This is a genomic window from Variovorax monticola (assembly GCF_051216855.1).
In the GTDB taxonomy this organism is placed as follows: Bacteria; Pseudomonadota; Gammaproteobacteria; order Burkholderiales; family Burkholderiaceae_C; genus Variovorax.
The window spans coordinates 367,227-386,182 of sequence record NZ_JBPJZP010000009.1 but is presented as its reverse complement, the minus strand read 5'-3'; the positions used below and the strand labels follow the sequence as shown (position 1 = coordinate 386,182).

General features: G+C 69.4%; 17 protein-coding genes. 14 read left to right on the top strand and 3 right to left on the bottom strand.

Going from position 1 to position 18,956, the window contains the following annotated elements; translation table 11 throughout:
* Positions 1 to 126: 126 nt before the first annotated feature.
* Together ACSFA5_RS31135 and ACSFA5_RS31130 are read left to right on the top strand one after the other, a co-directional pair.
* Positions 127 to 717, top strand: coding sequence for a sigma-70 family RNA polymerase sigma factor (locus ACSFA5_RS31135; protein WP_435447915.1), 591 nt, complete (start codon positions 127 to 129; stop codon positions 715 to 717).
* Complete coding sequence (locus tag ACSFA5_RS31130; protein ID WP_435447914.1) at positions 714 to 1,355, top strand: DUF1109 domain-containing protein; 642 nt, start codon at positions 714 to 716, stop codon at positions 1,353 to 1,355. Before ACSFA5_RS31135 ends, ACSFA5_RS31130 begins: the two co-directional genes overlap by 4 nt.
* Positions 1,356 to 1,382: 27 nt before the next feature.
* On the opposite strand, the gene ACSFA5_RS31125 is transcribed toward ACSFA5_RS31130, so the two are convergent.
* Positions 1,383 to 2,900, bottom strand: coding sequence for a helicase HerA-like domain-containing protein (locus ACSFA5_RS31125; protein WP_435447913.1), 1,518 nt, complete (start codon positions 2,898 to 2,900; stop codon positions 1,383 to 1,385).
* A 100-nt stretch (positions 2,901 to 3,000) separates the two neighbouring features.
* Here ACSFA5_RS31125 and ACSFA5_RS31120 point away from each other — a divergent pair, with 100 nt between their 5' ends.
* The 10 genes from ACSFA5_RS31120 to fabG all read left to right on the top strand — a co-directional run bounded on the left by ACSFA5_RS31120 (position 3,001) and on the right by fabG (position 12,567).
* Complete coding sequence (locus ACSFA5_RS31120; protein WP_435447912.1) at positions 3,001 to 3,312, top strand: phosphopantetheine-binding protein; 312 nt, start codon at positions 3,001 to 3,003, stop codon at positions 3,310 to 3,312.
* A 71-nt stretch (positions 3,313 to 3,383) separates the two neighbouring features.
* Positions 3,384 to 3,962, top strand: coding sequence for a COG4648 family protein (locus tag ACSFA5_RS31115; protein WP_435447911.1), 579 nt, complete (start codon positions 3,384 to 3,386; stop codon positions 3,960 to 3,962).
* Positions 3,963 to 3,978: 16 nt separating this feature from the next.
* Positions 3,979 to 5,706 (top strand): ApeI family dehydratase, encoded by a 1,728-nt coding sequence (locus ACSFA5_RS31110; RefSeq protein ID WP_435447910.1) that lies wholly within the window; start codon positions 3,979 to 3,981, stop codon positions 5,704 to 5,706.
* Positions 5,706 to 6,728: an acyl-CoA synthetase gene (locus ACSFA5_RS31105; protein ID WP_435447909.1), complete on the top strand. Its 1,023-nt coding sequence runs from the start codon at positions 5,706 to 5,708 to the stop codon at positions 6,726 to 6,728. Before ACSFA5_RS31110 ends, ACSFA5_RS31105 begins: the two co-directional genes overlap by 1 nt.
* Positions 6,700 to 7,344, top strand: coding sequence for a LolA-related protein (locus ACSFA5_RS31100; protein WP_435447908.1), 645 nt, complete (start codon positions 6,700 to 6,702; stop codon positions 7,342 to 7,344). Before ACSFA5_RS31105 ends, ACSFA5_RS31100 begins: the two co-directional genes overlap by 29 nt.
* Positions 7,341 to 9,752, top strand: coding sequence for an MMPL family transporter (locus tag ACSFA5_RS31095; protein WP_435447907.1), 2,412 nt, complete (start codon positions 7,341 to 7,343; stop codon positions 9,750 to 9,752). Before ACSFA5_RS31100 ends, ACSFA5_RS31095 begins: the two co-directional genes overlap by 4 nt.
* Positions 9,753 to 9,768: 16 nt before the next feature.
* Entirely contained in the window at positions 9,769 to 10,593 is an 825-nt protein-coding gene (locus ACSFA5_RS31090; RefSeq protein ID WP_435447906.1) for a polysaccharide deacetylase family protein, read from the top strand.
* The gene (locus tag ACSFA5_RS31085; protein WP_435447905.1) at positions 10,590 to 11,369 is read left to right on the top strand and encodes a methyltransferase domain-containing protein; all 780 of its coding nucleotides are present in this window, start codon (positions 10,590 to 10,592) and stop codon (positions 11,367 to 11,369) included. The genes ACSFA5_RS31090 and ACSFA5_RS31085 overlap by 4 nt, the downstream gene beginning before the upstream one ends.
* Complete coding sequence (locus ACSFA5_RS31080) at positions 11,366 to 11,839, top strand: hotdog family protein (protein WP_435447903.1); 474 nt, start codon at positions 11,366 to 11,368, stop codon at positions 11,837 to 11,839. Before ACSFA5_RS31085 ends, ACSFA5_RS31080 begins: the two co-directional genes overlap by 4 nt.
* Entirely contained in the window at positions 11,836 to 12,567 is a 732-nt protein-coding gene (fabG, locus tag ACSFA5_RS31075; RefSeq protein ID WP_435447902.1) for a 3-oxoacyl-ACP reductase FabG, read from the top strand. The genes ACSFA5_RS31080 and fabG overlap by 4 nt, the downstream gene beginning before the upstream one ends.
* A gap of 87 nt (positions 12,568 to 12,654) precedes the next feature.
* Here fabG and ACSFA5_RS31070 read toward each other — a convergent pair whose 3' ends face one another.
* Both ACSFA5_RS31070 and ACSFA5_RS31065 read right to left on the bottom strand, forming a co-directional pair.
* Positions 12,655 to 13,347, bottom strand: a complete 693-nt coding sequence (locus tag ACSFA5_RS31070) for a P-loop NTPase family protein (protein WP_435447901.1) — start codon at positions 13,345 to 13,347, stop codon at positions 12,655 to 12,657.
* 65 nt (positions 13,348 to 13,412) lie between these two features.
* Positions 13,413 to 14,192 (bottom strand): hypothetical protein, encoded by a 780-nt coding sequence (locus ACSFA5_RS31065; protein WP_435447900.1) that lies wholly within the window; start codon positions 14,190 to 14,192, stop codon positions 13,413 to 13,415.
* A gap of 115 nt (positions 14,193 to 14,307) precedes the next feature.
* On the opposite strand from ACSFA5_RS31065, the gene smc reads away from it, so the two are divergent.
* Together smc and ACSFA5_RS31055 are read left to right on the top strand one after the other, a co-directional pair.
* Positions 14,308 to 17,823 (top strand): chromosome segregation protein SMC, encoded by a 3,516-nt coding sequence (smc, locus tag ACSFA5_RS31060; protein WP_435447899.1) that lies wholly within the window; start codon positions 14,308 to 14,310, stop codon positions 17,821 to 17,823.
* Between the two features lie 14 nt (positions 17,824 to 17,837).
* The gene (locus tag ACSFA5_RS31055; RefSeq protein ID WP_435447898.1) at positions 17,838 to 18,941 is read left to right on the top strand and encodes a cell division protein ZipA C-terminal FtsZ-binding domain-containing protein; all 1,104 of its coding nucleotides are present in this window, start codon (positions 17,838 to 17,840) and stop codon (positions 18,939 to 18,941) included.
* Positions 18,942 to 18,956: the final 15 nt, after the last annotated feature.

The window sequence follows — 18,956 nt, the reverse complement described above, 5'->3', positions numbered from 1 at the left end:
CAAAAAACACAATGTACCGATGGTGTGTGGTGCTTGCAAGCGGACGGCTTCGGCAAGGGCTTCGGCAAGGGCTTCGGCACAATGGCCCGAAATCTTTTTTCGACGAGGCTGTAACCGGCCGACCGGATGGCACGAAACACCGTAGGCAGCAGGACGAACTTGAGCGATGTGGAAGCGGCGCTGCGCAGCCTGTTCCTTCGCGGCCTCGACGGCGACGCCAAGGCCTACCGCGACTTCCTGCAGCAACTCGCGGCGCACCTGCGCGCCTTTCTGGGCAAGCGCCTTTTTGGCTGGCCCGATGAAGTGGAAGACCTCGTCCAGGAATGCCTGCTCGCCATGCACAACCAGCGCCATACCTACCAGAGCGACCAGCCGCTGACGGCCTGGGTGCACGCGATTGCGCGCTACAAAATGATCGACCTGCTGCGCGCCAAGTCGGTCCGCGAAGACTTGCATGACCCGCTGGACGACGATCTCGCGGTGTTCGCGGCGTCGGCCGAGGAGGCCAGCGACGCGAGGCGCGACCTGGGCGGGCTGCTCGACACGCTGCCCGAGCGCCAGCGCCTGCCGATCGTGCACGTGAAGATCCAGGGGCTGTCGGTGGCAGAAACGGCGAGCCTGACGGGCATGTCCGAGTCGGCGGTGAAGGTGGGCATCCACCGGGGCCTGAAGGCATTGGCCGCGCGCTTCGGCCACAGCTGGGGGCGTACCGCATGAAGACCGACGATCTCGTGGCGATGCTCGCCACCGGCAACGTGGCGGTGCCGCGCCGCAGCGCGAGCCGGTGCATCGGCTGGGCCGTGATGGCGGGCTTGCCGGTCTCGTTGTTCATCCTGTTCGCCGACTACGGAATGCGGCGCGACATCGTCCAGGCCATGTTCTGGCCGATGTTCTGGGTCAAGGTGCTGTTCCCGCTGTGCATTGCCGCCGCCGGCTTCGTGGCGGTGCAGCGGCTCGCGCGGCCGGGCGTCGAGGCCCGCGGGGCATGGCTGGGGGCGGCGCTGCCGGTGCTGGGTGTGTGGGCGCTGGCGGTGATTGCGTGGTTCACCGTGCCGATGGAAGCGCGCATGCCCTCGCTGATGGGGCAGTCGTGGCGCATCTGCGCGCTGAGCATCGGACTGATGGCGCTGCCGGTGTTCGCTGCCACGATGGTGGCGCTCAGGGGGCTGGCACCCACGCGGCCGGCGCTGGCGGGGGCCGCGGCGGGGGCGTTGGCCGGCGGCATGGGGGCCTCGGTCTACGCGCTGCACTGCATGGAACTCACCGCGCCGTTCCTTGCTGTCTGGTACGTGAGCGGGATCGCCGTGCCGGTGCTGGTGGGGGCCTTGCTGGGACCGCGGTTGTTGCGCTGGTAGCGGTGGAACGGCTCGCCGGTTCTTCCTTCAGCGCTTCTTGCTGCCGAAGATCCCGCCCAGCACGCCGCGCAGGATTTCCTTGCCCACCGAGGTGCCCATGGTCCGCACCGCCGACTTGGCCATGGTCTGCACCAGGCCGTCGTGCTTCGCGCCGCGCGGTCCGGTGGTGCCGAACAGCATGTCGTTGAGCATGCCGCCCATGCCCGAACCCGACGATTGCTCCGCGGGCTTGCCGCCCGGGAGAGTGGCTGTCGGCGCGTTGGGCGCGCTGTCGGCGCGGCCCTTGAGCTTTTCGTAGGCTGATTCGCGGTCGACCGTTTTTTCATAGACGCCGGCCACGAGCGAGCCGGCCACCAGCGCCTGGCGCTGCTCGGGCGTGATGGGGCCGAGCTGGCTCGCCGGTGGCACCACGAACACCCGTTCGGTCACGCTCGGGCGTCCTTTGTCGTCCAGAAAACTCACCAGCGCTTCGCCCACCGCGAGTTCGGTGATGGCCGTCTCGATGTCCAGGCCCGGCTTCTGGCGCATGGTGCTGGCCGCCGCCTTCACGGCCTTCTGGTCGCGCGGGGTGAAGGCGCGCAGCGCGTGCTGCACGCGGTTGCCCAGCTGGGCCAGCACCGAATCGGGAATGTCCAGCGGGTTCTGCGTGACGAAATAAACGCCCACGCCCTTGGAGCGCACCAGCCGCACCACGAGCTCGATGCGCTCCACCAGCGCCTTGGGCGCCTCGTTGAAAAGCAGGTGGGCCTCGTCGAAGAAGAAGGCCAGCACGGGCTGCTCGGGGTCGCCGATTTCAGGCAACTGCTCGAACAGCTCCGACAGCATCCACAACAAAAAGGTGGCGTACAGCCGCGGCGAATTCATGAGCTTGTCGGCCGCCAGGATGTTGATGACCCCCTTGCCGCCCACCGTCTGCATGAAGTCGGCGATGTTGAGCATCGGCTCGCCGAAGAACTTGTCGCCACCCTGGGTTTCGATCTGCAGCAGGCCGCGCTGGATGGCACCCACGCTGGCCGCGCTGATGTTGCCGTACTGCGTGGTGAACTGGCTCGCGTTTTCGCCCACGTACTGCAGCATGGCGCGCAGGTCCTTCAGGTCGAGCAGCAGCAGGCCGTTGTCGTCGGCGATCTTGAACACCAGGTTCAGCACGCCGGCCTGCGTTTCGTTCACGTCGAGCATGCGGCCCAGCAGCAGTGGGCCCATGTCGGACACCGTGGCCCGCACCGGATGGCCCTGTTCGCCGAACACGTCCCACAGCGTGACGGGGCAGGCCGCAGGCTCGGGCAGCTCGATGCCGCGTTCCTTCAGCGTGGCGGCCAGCCTGGCGCCGATGGCACCCTTCTGGCTGATGCCGGTGAGGTCGCCCTTGACGTCGGCCATGAACACCGGCACGCCGATGCCGGAGAGCTTCTCGGCCATGGTCTGCAGGGTGACGGTCTTGCCCGTGCCGGTGGCGCCCGTGATGAGGCCGTGGCGGTTGGCCAGGGCGGGAAGAAGTGCACACTCGATGCTGTCGTGCCGTGCGATCAGAAGAGGGTCGGCCATGGGGCGCTCCGGGTCGTATCGAAACGGGCAGTCTAATCAAGCCGCACTCCTATAATTCACGCCGCACGGTAGTTCAGGAAAAAGTTTTCAGGAGGTTTTTTTGTCATCGACTGCACAGCCCCCCATTCCCGCCACCGGCGACGCCTCCGAACAGTCGCCTATTGAAAAAGAGCTGGCCGTGTTGCTCGTGAACGCGCTGAACCTCGAGGTTGCACCCGAGGCCATCGTGCCGACCGACCCGCTGTACGGCGACGGCCTGGGACTCGACTCGATCGACATCCTCGAAGTGGCGCTCGAAGTCTCGCGCCGCTACGGCTTCCAGCTGCGTTCGGACGACGAGCGCAACCAGCAGATCTTTCAGTCGCTGCGCACGCTCGCGACCCACGTCGCCGAGCATCGCGTCGCTTCCTGAAGCCCATGTCGCGATGGCGAATAGCGCTCCTGCTGGTCGCAGGGGTGGCATATGCCGGCCTCTCCCACTGGATGACGCTCTTCCACCCCACGGCACCGTGGGCGGTGGTGGTGTTGCTCGGTCCGCTCTGGCTGGCCGCCGTGGGTTTTGCCGCCAGCTGGTTCGGTCGCTGGGGCTTTGTTGCCGCGGCCGCGCTGGGCGTGGGCGGCTTCACGCTCGTCTTCCTGGGTGAGGCCGGCGACCCCAACCGCCTCTATGTGCTGCAGCACGTGGCCATCAACAGCGTGCTGTGCGGCTGGTTCGGCTCCACGCTGCGCGGCCGCGGGCTGCCGCTGATCACCCAGTTCGCCCAGCGCGTGCACCCGCTCAAGGGGCACATGCTGGCCTACACGACGCAGCTGACGCGCATCTGGACCGCTTTCTTCGCGCTGGTGGTGGCGGTGTCTGTCGTGCTCTATCTCACCCGGCCGTTTTCCGACTGGTCGCTGTTCTCGAACGTGCTGTGCCCCTTGATGGTGGGCCTGCTGTTCGTGGGCGAGCACCTGGTGCGTTACCGGCTGCATCCCGAATTTGAACGCACGCGCCTGGTGGATGCCGTGCGCGCGTTCTACGGCACATCGTCGGTGGACTCCAGCGCCGGCGGCCAATGACACAGGCGTGGCCCGCGTGACGACAGACAACCCCGCTACCGCCGAGCCCGGCTTCCTGCCGCTGCTCGCCCCCCGAGACCTCGACGCCCCCCTGGCATGGCGCGCCGGCGTGCCCGTGAGCGCACGTCAGTTCCTGGCCGACGTGGCCCGCTTCGCGCCCACGCTCCCCGACGAGGGACCGGCCGTCAACGTGTGCGGCGACCGCTATGCGTTTGCCGTGAGCCTGTGCGCCGCGCTGGTGCGCGGCCATGCCAGCCTGCTGCCCCCCGATGCGCGGCCCGACACGCTGGCGCGGCTGCGCGAAGCCGGCGGCCCTCGGCTCTTTGCGCTGGCCGACGACGCGACGCTGAAAACACCCGGCATGCACCGCGTGCTGATCGAAGACCGTTCCAGCCCCGAAGGCGATGCCGACGGCGCGGTTCCCTCCATCGACGGCGCGCTGCACGCGGTCAGTTTGCTCACCTCCGGCTCCACCGGCGTGCCGCAGCCGCATGCCAAGACCTGGCGCACGCTGGTGGGCGACGTGCAGGTGGCTGTCCAGCGCCTGTGCCGCGTGCTCGGGCGGCCCACGCTGGAGGGCGTGACGCTGGTGGCCACGGTGCCGGTGCAGCACAGCTACGGGCTGGAGTCTTCGGCGCTGCTGGCCATGCTCGGCGGCGCCGCCTTCGAAAGCGCGCGACCTTTTTTTCCGGCCGACGTGGCGCAGACATTGGCTTCGGTGCCGCGCCCCCGCGCGCTGGTGACCACGCCGTTCCACCTGAAGACGCTGCTGCTGTCGGGCATCGAACTGCCGCCGGTCGACCTGATCCTGTCGGCCACCGCGCCGCTGTCGCCGCAGCTCGCGCTGCAGGCCGAGCAGGCCATGGGCGGCGTGCTGCTCGAAATCTACGGCAGCACCGAGTCGGGCCAGGTGGCCACCCGTCGCACCACCGACAGCGAAATCTGGGAAACCTTCGGCGAGATCAAGGTGCACGCCGAGCCTGCTGCGGACGGCGGGCCCGAGCGCTTCATCTTCTCCGGCGACTTCATGCCCGAGCCCACGGCAATGGCCGACGTGCTCGAGCTGCTCGACGACCGCCGCTTCCGGCTTTTCGGCCGGGCCAACGACCTGATTCATGTGGCCGGCCGGCGCAGCTCGCTGGCGCACCTGAACTTTCACCTCAACAGCATTCCCGGCGTGGACGACGGTGCCTTCTGGCTGCCCGACGAGGTGGCCGACGGCGTGGTTCGGCCGGTGGCCTTCGTGGTTGCGCCGACGCTGTCCGCCGCTGAAATCATTGCGGCGCTGCGGCTGCGCCTGGAGCCGGTGTTCGTGCCGCGCCGGGTGGTGCAGGTCCAGGCGTTTCCGCGCGAGGGCACAGGCAAGCTCACGGTTCGGGCACTGCGCGAGTTCGCGTTGGCCCAGCTGGCGGAAGACGACACGCCCGTGCAGATGGCCCTTTCGGTGCCGGCCGACCACCCCGCGTTCGCCGGGCACTTTCCGGGGCAGCCGCTGCTGCCGGGCGCGCTGATCCTGGCCGAGGTACTGGAAGCCGTGCGGCGCGTGCCGGCCCTGACGGCGCGGCTGGGCGCCAGCCCCACGCTGGCCGCGGCCAAGTTCCTGGCGCCGGTGCGACCCGGCAGCACGCTCTCCATCGAGCTGCATCCGGAAGCCGGCACCGGTCGCGGCGTGCGCTTCGACGTGCGTTGCGACGGCGTGGTGGCTGTCACCGGCCGATGGACCGCCGTGCAAGGCTCTGCGTGATGAAGCACACCGACGTAGAGTCGCGCGCCGTGGACGAGGCGGCCCGCGCAGGGCAGGGCGCACAGAAGAGCGACAAGCCCGACACCGGCGACTGGGCACGCGCGCCCGAACGCAGCAACATGCTTGCGCTGCGCTTCATCGTGTTCATGGCGCTGGTCTGTGGACGGCGCATCACGCGGCTCCTGCTGCCGCCGATCGCGCTCTACTTTCTGCTGTTCGCACCCACGCAGCGCCGCCACATCAAGCGCTACCTGTTCAGGGCCATCGGACCGCACGCAGGCTGGATGGACGGTTTTCGCCTGCTGCACGCCTTCGCCTCGACCGTGCTCGACCGCGTGTATTTCCTGCGCGGACGCATGGACCTGTTCGACCTGAGCATCGAAGGCAACGTGCCGCTCGAGGCCGAAGCCGTGGCGGGGCGCGGCGCCTTCATGCTCGGCGCCCACGTGGGCAGCTTCGAGGTGATGGGTGCCTGCAAGCAGCACACGGCTCAACACAACCTGCGCCTGGCGATGCTCATGTTCCCGGACAACGCGCAGCGCATCACCGCCATCCTGAATGCGATCGCGCTGCCGGAATTGCGACCGCACGTCATCGCGCTCGGCCGCCCGCATTCGATGCTCGACCTGCGCGACTGGCTCGACAGCGGTGGCCTGGGCGGCATGCTGGCCGACCGCACGCTGCCCGGCAGCGAAGACCAGCCCGCCGCGCAGCGCGGCAACAGCATCGTGCTGCCGTTCCTCGGGCAGCCCGCCAGCTTCAACGATGGGCCGTTCCGGCTCGCGGCCCTGCTGCGGCGCAAGGTGTTCTTCATGGCCGGGCTCTACCGCGGAGGCGCGGGCTACGATATTCGGTTCGACCTGCTGGCCGACTTCACGGAGCGGGTGCCGGACGCCGCCGAGCGGGAACGCCGCATCGGTGCGGCGGTCGAAGCCTATGTCGCGCGCCTGGAAGCGCTCTGCCGCGCCTACCCCTACAACTGGTTCAACTTTCATGATTTCTGGCTCGAAGATGCGGCTTGACCTGCTTTGCAAGGCCTTCGTGCTGGGCCTGGCCTTGGCCCTGAGCGCCGCGCCGGCCTGGGCGGCCTTCGAGCTCCCTGAACTGATGGGCCTGCTGGCCCGGCAAAAGAGCGGGGAGGCCCGCTTCACCGAACAACGCTTCGTGCACGGCCTGGAAGGCCCGCTCGACGCCAGCGGCACGCTCAGCTTCGATGCGCCCGACAAGCTGGTGCGCCGCACGCTGTCGCCGCGCATCGAGACCATGGCGGTCGAAGGCAACACGCTGACGCTGTCGCGCGGCGGCCGCAACCGCACGCTGGCGCTCGACAGCATGCCCGAGCTGCTCGGCCTGGTCGAAGCCATGCGCGGCACGCTCACCGGTGACGGCGCCACGCTGCAGCGTTACTTCAAGAACACGGTGACGGGTTCGCCCGCCAAGTGGACGCTCGATCTCGTGCCGATGGACAGCCGGCTGGCCGCGCAGGTGCGCAGCATCCGCATCAGCGGGCGGGCCAGCGACGTGCTGGGGCTGGACATGGAATTTGTCGGCGGCGATCGCTCGTCGATGAACATCACGCCGGGCGCCGCACCGGCCGCCGCGGCCCCGTCCGTCACCCCCGGACGCTCCACGCCGTGACCCCATTGCACACCGACGGCCCGCCGAGCGGGTCGCGCCGGGCGATCGTGCTGCTGGCCTGGCTGCTGGTGCTGCTGTGCGGCGCGGTGGTCATCGCCCGCACGCACATCGGTGCCGACCTGTCGGCCTTCCTGCCCAAGAGCCCCGACGTGCGCCAGCGCGTGCTCATCGAGCAGCTGCAAAGCGGCGTGGCCTCGCGCACGCTGATGCTGGGCATCGAAGGCGGCAGCCCGGAGCAACGCGCCGCCGTGTCGCGCGCGGTGGGCAAGGACATGCGCGAGAGCAAGCTGTTCGACCTGGTGCAGAACGGCGACGTGAGCGACTGGAGCGAGGCGGGCGCGTGGGTCTTGCAGCACCGCTACCAGTTGTCGCCCGGCGTCACGCCCGGCCAGTTCACCGCCGAAGGGCTGCGCGACGCGATCAACGAAACCCTGTCGATGCTCGGCACGCCGGCCGGCAACGCGATCAAGCCGCTGCTCGACCGCGACCCGACGGGCGAAACCCAACGCATCGCCATGGAACTGGTGCCCGCCAGCGCACCGCGCAGCGAAGACGGTGTGTGGATGTCGCGCACCGCGCCGCGCGCGCTCATGATTTCCACCACGCGCGCGGCCGGCAGCGACCTCGACGCCCAGGCCGTGGCCATCGCGCGCGTGCACTCGGCCTACGAAGCCGCCACGCGCGAGATGGGCGCGTCGGCGCCCAAGCTGCTGCTCAGCGGCCCCCCGGTGTTCTCGGTGATGAGCCGCGACAAGATCAAGACCGAAGCCATCCACCTCGCCGTGGTGGGCGGCATCGTGATGGGCGGGCTGCTGCTGCTGGCGTTCGCCTCGCCGCGCGCGCTGGTCATCGCCTTTCTGCCGGTGGCCACCGGCGTGGTGATCGGCACCGCCAGCGTGAGCTTGGTGTTCGGCTCGGTGCACGGGCTCACGCTGGGCTTCGGCAGCACGCTGATCGGCGAGACGGTGGACTACGCCATCTACTACCTCATCCAGGCCCGTCAGGTCGGGGCGGGCGCCGTGGCAGGCACCGGCTGGCAACGCTGGCGCGACCTGAACTGGCCGACCGTGCGGCTCGGCCTGCTGACCTCGGTGTGCGGCTTCGCGGCGCTGGTGTTCTCGGGCTTCCCGGGGCTGGCGCAACTGGGGGTGTTCTCGATTGCCGGGCTGGTGTCCGCCGCGCTGGCCACGCGCTATGTGCTGCCGATGCTCGCACCCGACGGTGCCACCGGCATGGGAATGCGCCGGTACATGGCGCAGATGGCCGGCGCGCTGGTGCGCGGCCTGCCGCGCCTGCGCTGGCCGCTGGCCGCGCTGGGCGTTGCTGCCCTGGGCCTGGTGCTGTGGCAGGGCGGCCATTTGTGGCGCGCCGACCTGGGCGCCATGAGCCCGGTGCCCAAGTCCGCCCAGCAGCTGGACGAAATGCTGCGCAACGACATCGGCGCGAGCGACGGCGGCGTGCTGGTGGTGGCCTACGGCAACGACGAGCAGTCGGCGCTGCGCCACACCGAAGCGGCCGCCGCGCGGCTCGACGCGCTGGTCGACAAGGGCGAGCTCGTCGGCTACGAAACCGTCACGCGCGTGCTGCCGAGCGTGCAGACGCAAACCGCGCGCATCGCGAGCCTGCCGAACAGCGACATCCTGCGCGCCAACCTGGCCGAGGCCACCAAGGGCATGCCGCTGCCGGCATCGCGCCTGGGGCCGTTCGTGGACGACATCGAGGCCTCGCGCAAGCTGCTTCCGGTGCAGCGTGCCGACCTGTCCATCGGGCCGCTCGCCTCGGTCGTGAACACGCTGATGTACGAGCGTCCGGGCGGCGGCTGGGGCACGCTGGTGGTGCTGCACCCCGGCAAGACCTTCGACCAGGGCCGGCTCGAAATCGCGCTGGCCGGGCTGCCCGAGGTGCAGGTGGTCGACGTCGGCCGCGAACTCGCGGGGCTCTACCAGCGCTATCTGCACGAGGCTTTCGTGCAGGTGTTGCTGGGTGCGCTGGCGGTGGTGGTGCTGCTGGGCATCTACCTGCGTTCGTGGCGCCGCCTGCTGGCCGTCTGCCAGCCGCTGCTGTTCGCGGTGGTGCTGGTGCTCGGCGGCATGGCCGTGCTGCAGTCGGCGCTCGGCATCCTGCACCTGGTGGGGCTGCTGCTGATCGTGGCGGTCGGCTCCAACTACGCGCTGTTCTTCGACCAGCTGCGCACCACCGGGCGGGCCGACGAGGACACGCTGGCGTCGCTGATGCTGGCCAACCTGACGACCGTGGTGTCGTTCGGGCTGATCGCCATTTCGGACATTCCGGCGCTCTCGTCCATCGGCCGCGTGGTGGCGCCGGGGGCGCTGCTGGCGCTGCTGCTGTCGGCCGCGTTCGCGCGCAGCGTCGCGCCGTCGGTCAAGTCGCCGGCCGAGCGTGGTTGACGGAAAATCCGAGCCCATGACGTCCGCCTCCGCTCCAAACACCGATTCATGGCCCTGGCCGCCCGCCATCCGTGCCAGTGCGGCGTGGCACGTGGCCGCCATCGGTGCGGGCGTGCTGGTGCCGGGCGCGTTGCCGTGGGCCGTGGGCGCGATCGTGCTGAACCATGCGCTGATCACCGGTGCCGGCCTGACGCCGCGCAGCAGCCTGCTGGGCCCCAACGTCACGCGGCTGCCCGAAGCGGCCGCGGCGCGGCGCGAAGTGGCGATCACCATCGACGACGGCCCCGAGCCCGAGGTCACGCCCCGCGTGCTCGACCTGCTGGACGCGCACGGCCAGCGCGCCACTTTTTTCTGCATTGCCGAGCGCGTGCTGGCGCAGCCCCAGCTGGCGCGCGAGATCGTGGCGCGCGGCCACAGCGTCCAGAACCACACGGCGCGCCACCGGCACAACTTTTCGTTTCTCGGACCCCGCGGTTTCGCCGCCGAGATCGCGCGCGCGCAGGACATCCTGAGCGACGTCACCGGCCAGCGCCCGACCTGCTTCCGAGCGCCGGCCGGCCTGCGCAATCCGTTTCTCGAACCGGTGCTGCACCGCCTGGGCCTGTCGCTCGTGAGCTGGACGCGGCGCGGCTTCGACACGCGCGAAGGCGCCGCCGCCAAGGTGATGGCGCGCCTGGCCCGCAACCTGCAGGCCCGCGACATCCTGTTGCTGCATGACGGCAATGCCGCGCGCACGGCCGAAGGACAACCCGTTTTGCTGGAGGTACTGCCCTTGCTGCTCGAACGCCTGCGTGCCGATGGACTGCGCGCCGTGACCCTGCCCGAAGGACTGAAGCCATGACGACGGCCATGTTCGCGGCACCCGCATCGTCGCCCACCGACAAGGCCTGGCGCGAGCTGCACGAGGCCGCCACGGTTCCCTACAAGAAGGGCGGCACTTTTGCCTGGCGCTTCGCACGCGGCAAGCTCGGGCGCGACCCGGTGTTTCGCGGCCTGCTCGAACGCGGCCTGATCGGTGCGCAGCACCGGCGCGTGGTCGACATCGGTTGCGGCCAAGGGCTTTTCGCGAGCCTGCTCGCCTCGATGAGCGCCATGCAGAAGCGCGGCCGCTGGCCGTCGTCCTGGCCCGTGACGCCCGCTGCCGCCGACTACACGGGCATCGAGCTGATGCCCAGGGACGTGGCGCGCGCCGAAGCGTCCATCGGCCATCTGCAGCCTCCGCCGCAACTGCTGTGCGCCAACATGTGCTCGGCTGCGTTGCCGGCATGCGACCTGGTGGTGATTCTCGATGTGCTGCACTACGTCGACCTCGAGGCCCAGGAAGGCGTGCTTGTGCGCGTGCGCGATGCGCTGCAGCGCGGCGGCAACGCGCAGGCTCGCTTGCTGCTGCGCGTGGGCGATGCGTCCAGCCGCGGCGGCTTCGCCGTCAGCCAGTGGGTCGATCGCATGGTGACGCGCATCCGCGGCCACAAAGTCTCGCCGACCTGGGGCCGGCCGCTGGCCGAGTGGACCGCGCTGCTGCAGCGCCTGGGCTTCCAGGTCCAGAGCATTCCGATGAGCGAAGGCACGCCCTTTGCCAACGTGCTGCTGGTGGCCGACCTGGGCCCCGCGGCATGACCGCACCGCAGACGCTGGCCCGCGCGGGCATCGCGCAACGCATTCCGCACAGCGGCAGCATGTGCCTGCTGGACCGCCTCGAAAGCTGGGACGCCGAGGCGATCCACTGCAGCAGCACGACGCACGCGCAGGCCGACAACCCGTTGCGCACCGAGAGCGGCTTGCTCGCGCCCAACGCCATCGAGTACGCGGCGCAGGCCATGGCGCTGCATGGCGGCCTGCTGGCGGCCGAGGGCAGCACGCCGTCGGCTGGCTTCCTGGCGAGCGCGCGCAACGTCAAGCTGTCGGTGGCGCGGCTCGACGACGTGCCCGGCGCGCTGCAGGTGCGTGCCCAACGCCTGTCGGGCGACGACCGCCAGGTTCTTTATGCGTTCACGGTCACGGCCGACGACGGCCGCATGCTGGCCGAAGGCCGCGCCGTGGTCGTTCTCAACACACCGCTGGCCACAGAAAGCACCCCCACGCCATGAGTCTCGAAGGAAAACGCGCGCTGATCACCGGCGCCAGCGGTGCGCTCGGCGCCGCCATGGCCGAGCGCCTGGCGCGCGACGGCGCCACGGTGCTGTTGCACGCCAATTCGCGGCCGGAGTCGGTCGAGCAACTCGCCGCGTCGATCGTCGCGGCGGGCGGCAAGGCGCAATGCCATGTGTTCGACCTGCGCAGCGACGAGGCCTGTGCGGCCGCGTGTGCCCGCATCCTCGAAGGCGGGCCGGTGCAGGTGCTGGTCAACAACGCGGGCGTGCACGACGATGCGGTGATGCCGGGCATGCGCGCCGAGCAGTGGCACAAGGTGATCGACGTGTCGCTCAACGGCTTCTTCCGCGTCACCCAGCCCTTGCTGCTGCCGATGATGCGCACGCGATGGGGACGCATCCTGAACATTTCGTCGGTGGCCGCGATTGCCGGCAACCGGGGGCAGGTGAACTACGCGGCCGCCAAGGGCGCTTTGAACAGCGCGACCAAGGCGCTGTCGCTCGAAGTGGCCTCGCGCGGCGTGACGGTGAATGCGATTGCGCCCGGCATCATCGCGTCGCCGATGGCCGACGCCGTGTTCGATCCGGCGGTCATCAACCAGATGGTGCCGGTGAAGCGGGCGGGTACGCCGCAGGAGGTGGCGGCGTTGGCGGCTTTCCTGGCCAGCGACGAGGCGGCCTACATCACGGGGCAGGTCATTTCGATCAACGGCGGCATGATCTGACTCGCTCCCTCTCCCCTCGGGGAGAGGGGCGGGGTGAGGGTCGGGGTGAGGGCTGACGGCGCCAACGAGGCGCACGGCTTCAAACCGTCAAAGCGGCAAGGTATCGAACGCCGCGTAAGCCGTCGCCAGCCACGACTTCACCCGCTGGCGCTCCAGCAGCCCCAGGGCATGCACCCCTTCGCGGTCGTTCACTGCCTTCCAGAAGCTGGTGTTCTGCGCATCGATCTTGCGCATGCTCGCGTCGTGCAGCCGGGGCAGCGCGATCACCCGCGCGCCGTTCGCCGTCGCCTTGGAAAGCGATTGCGAGCCCAGCAGCATCCCGAAGTCGCTGCCGCGCCCGTAGTTCTGCACCACGATGTAGTTGGGCCGGTTGCCGAAGGTGTCGATCAGCGAGCCGAGCAGGTCGGTGGAGTCCTTGCCGTCGTCCAGCACATGCCAGAAGTTGACCGTGACGCCGATGTCGGCGAACACGTCGAACAGGTCCGACTCCTTGATCCAGCGCGACAGCGGCGCCAGCGTTTGCGCGGCCAGGTCGACGATCACGCTTTGCTGCGGGTTGCTCTCGAAGCCGTTGACCACGGTGTCCAGGCCCTCGAAGCTGTCGACCACCACGGGGGAGGCGAAGCCTTCGTAGAAGCGGGTGAACGAACTGTGCGAACGGTCGGTGTCGAAGCCCACGAACGGACGGCTGTGGTCGATGAAGTACTGCGCCAGCACACGCGCCGTGACCGACTTGCCGACGCCGCCTTTTTCGCCGCCGATGAAATTGATGGAGCTCATGAATTGCTGCTGCCTCGAATGGGTTGAGGTGTGAAGGGCCGGTTGATTCTAGGGGCGCACCCGGCTCACTTCGGCACCAGCGTGAAGAAGGGCATGACCACGCCCATCACCCAGTTCTGCCCGAAGTCGAGTGCGGCCCGGCGGTACTTTTCGTCGGCCTGCGCGGCCAGCAGGTCGAGCCGCGCCACCACCTTGGACAGCTCGCGGTCGGCCACGAGGTTGCGGCCGCGCTCGCTGATTTCGGTGGCCAGCAGCAGCGGCTGGCCGTCGGGGCCGGTCTTGGAGGAAATGAGCCACAGCGAGATCTCGAAATTGCGCGCGGCCCGAAAGCTGTTCTCGGCGTTCACGCCGTCGATCATGGTCTGGTCCCAGGTGTCGCCGTTGGCCTGCTTGAGCAGGGTGGCCCAGCCGTACACCAGCGCCGCCACGCGGTCGCCCTGGTAGCCCTGCGGCGCGGTGTCGAAGGCCAGGCGGATCGCGTCGATGCCGGTGGCGCCCTTGAGCTCGGGCATGGGCGGGCCCTTGAGCACGGCGTCCCAGGCGCGCTGGGCGGCTTCGTCCATGCTGGGCGCCGACTTGCGCCATTCGCGGGGGTTGCGCTTGTACAGCGTGCTCTGCACGCGCCGCACCGACTGCAGGTTGTCGCGCAGCGACAGGTTGGCGATGCGGTTGGCGCCGGACTGCAGCCATTCCTGGTTGGCGTAGGGCTCGGCACGCTGGGTGTCGTGCGTTGAAGAGCAGCCTGCAAGACCGAGCAGGGCGGCCGCGCCGGCCACCGTGGCTGCGAGGATCGCGGGACGGTAGCGTCGTCTTGCGGCCAGGGGGGGAACAAGGGATTCGCTCATGCCCTGACGTTATCATCCACGGCTCGGGCGGCGGCCTGCTGCAAGCTCGCAGGCCCGTGCAATTTTCCTTACAAATCAATACCTTGGCGCTGCAGCCAAGCCAGGCCGACAAGTCGTGCGTCTTAATTCCATCAAGCTCTCGGGCTTCAAGTCGTTCGCCGAACCCACCAACTTCCTGCTGCCGGGCCAACTGGTGGGCGTGGTCGGGCCCAACGGTTGCGGCAAGTCGAACATCATGGATGCGGTGCGCTGGGTGCTCGGCGAGTCGCGCGCCTCCGAGTTGCGCGGCGAGTCGATGCAGGACGTGATCTTCAACGGCACGACCACCCGCAAGCAGGCCAGCCGCTCCAGCGTGGAGCTGGTGTTCGACAACGCCGACCATCGCGCCGGCGGCCAGTGGAACCAGTTCAACGAAATCGCGGTGCGCCGCGTGCTCACGCGCGACGGCACCAGCAGCTACTACATCAACAACCAGCCTGTGCGCCGCCGCGACGTGCAGGACGTGTTCCTGGGCACCGGCCTCGGGCCGCGCGCCTACGCGATCATCGGCCAGGGCACGATCAGCCGGATCATCGAGTCCAAGCCCGAAGAGCTGCGCCTGTTCCTGGAGGAAGCCGCGGGCGTCTCCAAGTACAAGGAGCGCCGCCGCGAAACCGAGAACCGCCTGGGCGACACGCGCGAGAACCTCGTGCGCGTCGAAGACATTCTTCGCGAGCTGAACGCCAACCTCGAAAAGCTCGAGAAGCAGGCCGAGGTGGCTGCGCGCTACAACACGCTGCAGGGCGATGCCACGAAGAAGCAGCACCAGCTGTGGTTCCTCAAGCGCAGCGAGAGCGACGCCGACCAGGCCAAAATCAAGGCCGATTCGGAAAAGGCCATCAACGACCTCGAGTCACGTACGGCCGACCTGCGCCGCATCGAGGCCGAACTCGAAACCGTGCGCCAGGCCCACTACGGCGCCGGCGACACCGTCAACCAGGCGCAAGGCAAGCTCTACGAGGCCAGCGCCGAAGTCGGCCGGCTCGAAGGCGAGATCCGCTTCGTGGTCGAGGGCCGCCAGCGCGTCGAGCAACGCCTGGTGCAACTGCGCGAGCAAATGGGCCAATGGGGCCGCCGCCGCGACGAGGCCGAAGCCGAGATCGAGACACTGGCCGGTGCCGGCGTGGACGCCGAAGAGCAGGCCATCCTGCTGGCCGCGCAGCTCGAAGAGCACGATGCCCGTCTGCCCGAACTCGAAGAAGCCGTGCAGCGCGCCCAGGACCAGGCCAACACCCAGCGCACGACCGTGTCGCAGGTGCAGCAGCAGATCCAGGTGCTGGCTGCCGACCAGCGCAACATCGAGGAACAAAGCCGCCAGCTCACGCAGCGCAGCGAACGCCTGCGCGCCGACCAGAACGCACTGGCCGCGCCCGACGAGGCCCGCCTGCTCGACATGCAGGAACAGCACGCCGCCGCGCAAGAGGCCGCCAGCGAAGCCGACGGACGCCTGCAGGAGCTGCAGGAAACCGTGCCGCAGCTCGACGACGACCGCCGTACGAGGCAGCAGGCCGTCAACACCGAAGGCGCACGCCACGCCGAGTTCTCGGCCCGCCTCGAGGCGCTGCGCGCGTTGCAAGAGAAGGTCAAGACCGACGGCAAGCTGGCGCCCTGGCTCGCCAGGCACGGCCTCGACGGCCTGCAGGGCCTGTGGAGCCGCATCCACATCGAGCAGGGCTGGGAGAGCGCGCTCGAGTCCGCGCTGCGCGAGCGCCTGGGCGCACTCGAAGTCAGCCGGCTGGAGATGGTGCGCGCCTTCGGCAACGACGCGCCGCCAGCCAAGCTCTCGTTCTACAGCCCGCCGGTAGCCGGCCTCCCGCCGGGCCCGGCCGCGCTGCCGCGCCTGTCGAGCCTGCTGCGCCTGAACGACGCGGGCCAGCAGGCGCTGCTGACCGACTGGCTGCACGGCTGCTTCACGGCCGCGAGCTTCGAGGAAGCGCTGGCCCAGCGCGCCACGCTGCAGCCCGGCGAGGTCATCTACGTGCAGAGCGGCCATGCCGTGTCCGCGCACAGCGTCAACTTCTACGCACCCGACTCCGAGCAGGCCGGCCTGCTGGCGCGTCAGCAGGAAATGGAAAACCTGGAGCGCCAGTTGCGCGCCCAGACGCTCATCAACGAAGACGCGCGCACCGCGCTGGTCCGCGCCGAAGCCGCCTACGGCGACGCCGCCTCGCGCCTGGTGACCGCGCGGCGTGAAGCCGCCGAAACCCAGTCGCGCGCGCATGCGCTGCAGGTCGAGACGCTGCGCATGACGCAGCTCGCCGAACAGACCCGCGCGCGCAGCGCACAGCTGGCCAACGACCTCGGCGAGGTCGACGCGCAGCTCGAGGAACTGCAGGAACGGCGCATCGCCGCCGAGGGCCGCTTCGAAGAACTCGACATGCAGCTGGCCGACAGCCAGGAGCGCCATGCCGAGCTCGACGAGCGCGTCATCGAGGCCGGCCGCGCGCTGAACGCCAGCCGCGAGCAGCACCGCAGCCTGGAACGCCAGGCGCAGGAAGCGACCTTCTCGCAGCGCACGCTCGAAGCGCGCCGCGGGGAGCTCAACCGCTCCATCGACACCGCGGCGCAGCAGGTGGTGTCGCTCACCGACGAAGACGAGCGCGCCCGCGCCGAGCTGGGCCGCCTGTCCGACGCCGCCGCGCAAGCCGGCCTGCAGGACGCGCTGTCGCTCAAGCTCGAACGCGAAACCGCGCTGGGTGCCGCGCGCAGCCAGTACGACGACCTCACGCTCAAGCTGCGCGCCAGCGACGAGCGCCGCCTGCAGCTCGAGCGCGAACTCGATCCGCTGCGCCAGCGCATCACCGAGTTCCAGCTGAAGGAACAGGCCGCGCGCCTGGGTGTCGAGCAGTACCAGCAGTTGCTGGACGATGCCGGCGCCGACCTGGAATCCGTCGAACGCTCGATCGAGACCGACAAGGTCAAGCTGACCGGCCTGCAAGGCGAAATCGACCGCCTCAACCGCGAAGTGGTCGCGCTGGGCGCGGTGAACCTGGCCGCGCTCGACGAACTGGCTATTGCCAGCGAGCGCAAGACCTTCCTGGACGCGCAGTCGGCCGACCTGAACGAAGCCATCGGCACGCTCGAGGACGCCATTCGCAAGATCGACGCCGAAACGCGCGACCTGCTCGGCGGCACCTTCAAGATCGTCAACGAGCACTTCAGCCGCATGTTCCCCGAGCTGTTCGGCGGCGGCAATGCGCGCCTGGTGATGACGGGCGACGAAATCCTCGATGCCGGCGTGCAGGTGCTCGCGCAGCCGCCCGGCAAGAAGAACCAGACCATCCACCTGCTCTCGGGCGGCGAGAAGGCGCTCACGGCCATTGCGCTGGTGTTCGCGATCTTCCAGCTCAACCCGGCGCCGTTCTGCCTGCTCGACGAAGTCGACGCGCCGCTGGACGACGCGAACACCGAGCGCTATGCCAAACTCGTGACAGCCATGAGCCGCGAAACCCAGTTCCTCTTCATCAGCCACAACAAGATCGCCATGGAAATGGCCGAGCAACTGATCGGCGTGACGATGCAGGAGCAGGGCGTGTCACGCATCGTGGCGGTCGACATGGAGTCGGCGGTCTCGATGGTCGACGCCGCCTGAGCAGAGCGGCAACCATGAGCAATCTCACCCTCGCCCTGGCCATCCTCGGCGGCCTCGTTCTCGCGGCCGTCGTGGCCTACAACACCCTGATGTCGCGCCGCAATGCGCCGCGCCAGCCCGACGCGGTCGACATCGCGCTGGACGAAGCCGAGCGCGCCCTGTCGTCGTCGGCCGGCGGCGTCGAGCCGATGCTGCACGCCGACCCCAGCCAGGTGGCGGGCAGCGACCGCCACGAGCCCCTGTTCGACCCCGATCTGCCGGCGCCCAGCGGCGTGCCCGTGCCCACCGGCGAGCGCCGCGGCGGGCTGGACCCGCTGATCGACGTGATCGCGCCGGTGTCGCTCGAAGGCCTGGCCTCGGGCGACGCCGCCATCGCCGCCATGCCGCCGACGCGGCGCGCGGGCAGCAAGCCGGTGGCCATCGAAGGCCTGAACGAACACAACGGCCAGTGGGAGCCGCCCGTGGCCGGCCAGCGCTACAGCGCCTTCCAGGTCGGCGTGCAGTTGGCCAACCGCACGGGCGCGCTCAACGAGATCGAGTACTCCGAGTTCGTGGTCAAGGCGCAGGCCTTTGCCGACGCCGTCAACGGCGCGCCCGAATTCCCCGAGATGCTCGACGAAGTGGCGCGCGCCCGCGAGCTCGACCAGTTCGCCAGCGCGCACGACGCGCAGCTGGGCTTCGTGCTGCGCGCGCTGCACGCGGCCTGGAGCCCCGGCTACGTGCAGCAGAACGCGGCGCGCCTGGGTTTCGTGGCCGGCATCATTCCGGGGCGCATGGTGCTGCCGACGGGCGAGGCCGGCCTGCCGCCCGTGCTCGGCCTGGCGTTCGACACGCAGGCCGCGCTGGCCGACGACCCGGCCCAGTCGGCCATCCGCGAGCTGAGCCTGAGCCTGGACGTGCCGCAGGTCGATCGCGGCGAGGAGCCGTTTCGCCGCATGCGCGAAGCCGCCGCCACGCTCGCGCGCGAGATGGACGGCGTGGTGACCGACAGCGACGGCCAGCTGCTGCGCGACGAAACCATGGACGTGATCGGCAACGACCTCGAGCAGCTCTACGACACGCTCGACGCGCGCGACCTGGCGGCGGGATCGCCGCTGGCGCGCCGCCTCTTCAGCTAACTTCGACCTTCTGGA

Excerpts from the sequence above, each read along its gene's own strand:
- ACSFA5_RS31105 (WP_435447909.1), top strand. The coding sequence starts at position 5,706 with ATGAAGCACACCGACGTAGAGTCGCGCGCCGTGGACGAGGCGGCCCGC.
- ACSFA5_RS31125 (WP_435447913.1), bottom strand. The coding sequence starts at position 2,900 with ATGGCCGACCCTCTTCTGATCGCACGGCACGACAGCATCGAGTGTGCA.
- ACSFA5_RS31135 (WP_435447915.1), top strand. The coding sequence starts at position 127 with ATGGCACGAAACACCGTAGGCAGCAGGACGAACTTGAGCGATGTGGAA.
- ACSFA5_RS31085 (WP_435447905.1), top strand. The coding sequence starts at position 10,590 with ATGACGACGGCCATGTTCGCGGCACCCGCATCGTCGCCCACCGACAAG.
- ACSFA5_RS31080 (WP_435447903.1), top strand. The coding sequence starts at position 11,366 with ATGACCGCACCGCAGACGCTGGCCCGCGCGGGCATCGCGCAACGCATT.
- ACSFA5_RS31070 (WP_435447901.1), bottom strand. The coding sequence starts at position 13,347 with ATGAGCTCCATCAATTTCATCGGCGGCGAAAAAGGCGGCGTCGGCAAG.
- fabG (WP_435447902.1), top strand. The coding sequence starts at position 11,836 with ATGAGTCTCGAAGGAAAACGCGCGCTGATCACCGGCGCCAGCGGTGCG.
- ACSFA5_RS31100 (WP_435447908.1), top strand. The coding sequence starts at position 6,700 with ATGATTTCTGGCTCGAAGATGCGGCTTGACCTGCTTTGCAAGGCCTTC.
- ACSFA5_RS31090 (WP_435447906.1), top strand. The coding sequence starts at position 9,769 with ATGACGTCCGCCTCCGCTCCAAACACCGATTCATGGCCCTGGCCGCCC.
- ACSFA5_RS31115 (WP_435447911.1), top strand. The coding sequence starts at position 3,384 with ATGACGCTCTTCCACCCCACGGCACCGTGGGCGGTGGTGGTGTTGCTC.
- ACSFA5_RS31055 (WP_435447898.1), top strand. The coding sequence starts at position 17,838 with ATGAGCAATCTCACCCTCGCCCTGGCCATCCTCGGCGGCCTCGTTCTC.
- ACSFA5_RS31065 (WP_435447900.1), bottom strand. The coding sequence starts at position 14,192 with ATGAGCGAATCCCTTGTTCCCCCCCTGGCCGCAAGACGACGCTACCGT.
- ACSFA5_RS31130 (WP_435447914.1), top strand. The coding sequence starts at position 714 with ATGAAGACCGACGATCTCGTGGCGATGCTCGCCACCGGCAACGTGGCG.